Raw genomic sequence first — 2,778 nt, forward strand, 5'->3', positions numbered from 1 at the left:
TCACGCGGCTGGCGAACGGGTAGTGCAACTGGCCCTCGGGGCGCCAGAGCCGCAGGAACGCGGCGCCGTCCTTGGCGGCCCATGCTGCGGCGAAGCGTTCGACGAACGCGTGGGCTTCCTGGTCGGTCATGCCGGATCTCCTATGCGCTGAAACGTCGGCGAGGCTCCGCGCCGGCCAGGCCGCCAGCCCGAGAAGACCCGTTGCGAGCGGGATGCGGCGTGTGATCGTCATAGTTCGCTCCTGCCCTGACAGGAGCGCATCCGTAGGCCAACGGCGGCCGGCGATCTCGCGGTTGCCGGACGTCAATGACCGGCGCGGGCCGAGGGGGGGTGCGCCGCTCGCCCAGCTTCGTCGCCTCTGCTAACCCACAGCCTGTGACCCAGCCGGCCCCAACCGCGGATGACCCTCTCGACGGCCTCTGGCTGTTCGACGGAGTCTGCAACTTCTGTTCGGGCTCGGTGCAGGTGGCGCTGCGGCTCGACCGCAAGGGCGTGATGCGGTTCACGCCGCTGCAGTCGCCGTTCGGGCGGGCCATCGCCGCCCGCTACGGCCTCGACCTCGAGAACCCCGACAGCTTCCTCTTCTTCGACCATGGCCGTGCCCTGGACGCGTCCGACGCCGTCCTGGCGCTCGCCCGCCGGCTCGGCCCGCCTTGGTCGCTGTTCACCGGCGTCGGCCTGATCCCGAAGCGGTGGCGCGACGCGGCCTATCTGCTCTTGGCACGCAACCGCTACCGGCTGCTGGGCAAGAAGGACGCCTGCATGGTCCCGACACCGCAGCAGCGCGCCCGCTTCATCCTGGAGCCGCCGCCGGGATGGGCGTGAGGCGGCGCATCCTGCTGGTCGGCGCGACGGGCGCGTTCGGCGCGCGGCTCGCCCGGCTGCTCGCCTGCTGGGAGATCGACCTGATCCTGGCGGCGCGCCGCACCGGCCCGCTGGAAGCCCTCGCCGCCAACCTGGACGGCCCGGCCCGCATCGAGGTCGCCGCCTTCGACCGCGCCCGGCCCGATCTCTCCAAGCTGCGCCCCTTCGCCGTCGTCGACGCCGCCGGGCCGTTCCAGACCAGTGACCTCGCGCTCGCCCGCGCCGCCATCGCCGCCGGCGCCCACTACGTCGACATCGCCGATGGCCGCGACTTCGTTGCGGGCTTCACGCCGACCCTCGACGCCTCGGCGCGCGCGGCGGGCGTCCTCGCCGTGACGGGCGCCAGTTCCACCCCGGCGCTCTCGACCGCTGCGCTCGATGCGCTCACCGCGGGCTGGCGGGCGGTCGACACCACCCTGGTGGCCATCTCGCCGGGCGCCCGCGCGCCTCGCGGCCGCTCGGTCGTGCAGGCGATCCTCAGCTACGTCGGCCGGCCCGTCCGGCTGTACGAGGGCGGCCGCTGGACCCTGCGCCCGGGCTGGAGCGGGCCGCGCCGCGTCCACATCCCCGGCCTCGGGCGCCGCTGGGTGTCGCTGTGCGAGACGCCCGACCTCGACGTGGTCCCCGAACGCTTCCACGTGCGCCGCGACGCGCCGTTCCTGGCCGGTCTCGAGCTGCCGGTCATGCATCTCGGTCTGTGGCTGCTGAGCTGGCCGGTCCGCTTCGGCTTCGCCCGCAGCCTCGCCCCCCTGGCCGACCCGCTCCGCCGCGTTGCCGGCCTGCTGGCGCCCTTTGGATCCGACCGCGGCGGCATGGTGGTCCTGGCGACCGGGGAAGGGCCGGACGGCGAGCCCCGCCGCGCCCGCTGGTCGCTCACGGCCGACGAGGGCGCGGGCCCCAACGTCCCTGTGGCCGCCGCCGCGGCGGTGCTGCGCGGCCTGGTGGATGGCCGCCTGACCCTGCGCGGCGCGCATGCCTGCGTCGGCGTCGTCGACCTCCAGGCCATCCTCCGCGAGCTAGAGGGCCTGCCGATCCGCACCGAGCGGTTCGGCGTCTCCGGCGCCCAGCCCGCGCTCTTCCGTCGGGTGCTGGGCGACCGCTTCGACCAGCTGCCGCCGCAGGTCGCCCGCGTCCATGGCGCGCCGGCGGTCTTTGCAGGACGCGGTCGCGCCCACGGCTCAGCCTGGCTCGCGCCACTCCGCTTCGCGATGGGTCTCCCACAGCCGGGCGCCTATCCGGAGCTCCGCGTCACCGTCGCCGCGAAGGGCGCCGGCGAGGCCTGGACCCGCGCCTTCGGCCGCGGCCGGTTCACTTCCCACCTGACGCCAGGCCGCGAGCTCGGCCAGTTCGACGAACGCTTCGGCCCCATCGGCTTCACCTTCGACGCCCGGCCGACGCCCGCCGGCTTCGTCTGGCGCTTCCAGGGCTGGCGCCTCGGCCCGCTGCCGCTGCCCCGCGCACTGGCTCCCACGATCCGCGCCCGCGCCTTCGAACGCGACGGCGCCTACTGCTTCAGCGTCGCCGTCGCGCACCCCTGGCTCGGCCTGATGTTCGCCTACGCCGGCCGACTGGCGTAGACGGCCCCGCCCCCTCCCCGTTGTCATCCCGGTTTGGGCGAAAGCCCAAGACCGGGATCCATTGGACTCGGCGCTTGGTGAGGATCCGCTGCGTCGCCGCCCGCACCCTGTCACCGCCGCCGAGCTCAATGGGCGCGGTCTTCGCCTGCCGGCGAAACCGGGATGACAAAGAAAGTTGAGATGGAAATGGCGCGTTACGTCCGTTTCTGACGTAGGGCCGTGTTCCACTGCCCGCATGTCCGGCCCCCCGCCCGAGATCGACGAAGCCGACGTCTTCCTGGCCAAGCTCGCCAGGCTCGACCTGCGCGCCGCGCAGCACGTCCACGACTGCCTCCTG

The 2,778-nt window shown here is 73.9% G+C and carries 2 protein-coding genes; both read left to right on the top strand.

Going from position 1 to position 2,778, the window contains the following annotated elements; translation table 11 throughout:
* Positions 1 to 375 precede the first annotated feature (375 nt).
* Positions 376 to 825, top strand: coding sequence for a thiol-disulfide oxidoreductase DCC family protein (locus VGD44_RS02850; protein ID WP_331083675.1), 450 nt, complete (start codon positions 376 to 378; stop codon positions 823 to 825).
* The gene (locus tag VGD44_RS02855; protein WP_331083677.1) at positions 816 to 2,441 is read left to right on the top strand and encodes a DUF4166 domain-containing protein; all 1,626 of its coding nucleotides are present in this window, start codon (positions 816 to 818) and stop codon (positions 2,439 to 2,441) included. Before VGD44_RS02850 ends, VGD44_RS02855 begins: the two co-directional genes overlap by 10 nt.
* Positions 2,442 to 2,778: the final 337 nt, after the last annotated feature.

The organism is Phenylobacterium sp. (assembly GCF_036402295.1).
Lineage (GTDB): Bacteria > Pseudomonadota > Alphaproteobacteria > Caulobacterales > Caulobacteraceae > Phenylobacterium.

Coding starts and splice junctions, on each gene's coding strand:
- VGD44_RS02855 (WP_331083677.1), top strand. CDS start 816: ATGGGCGTGAGGCGGCGCATCCTGCTGGTCGGCGCGACGGGCGCGTTC.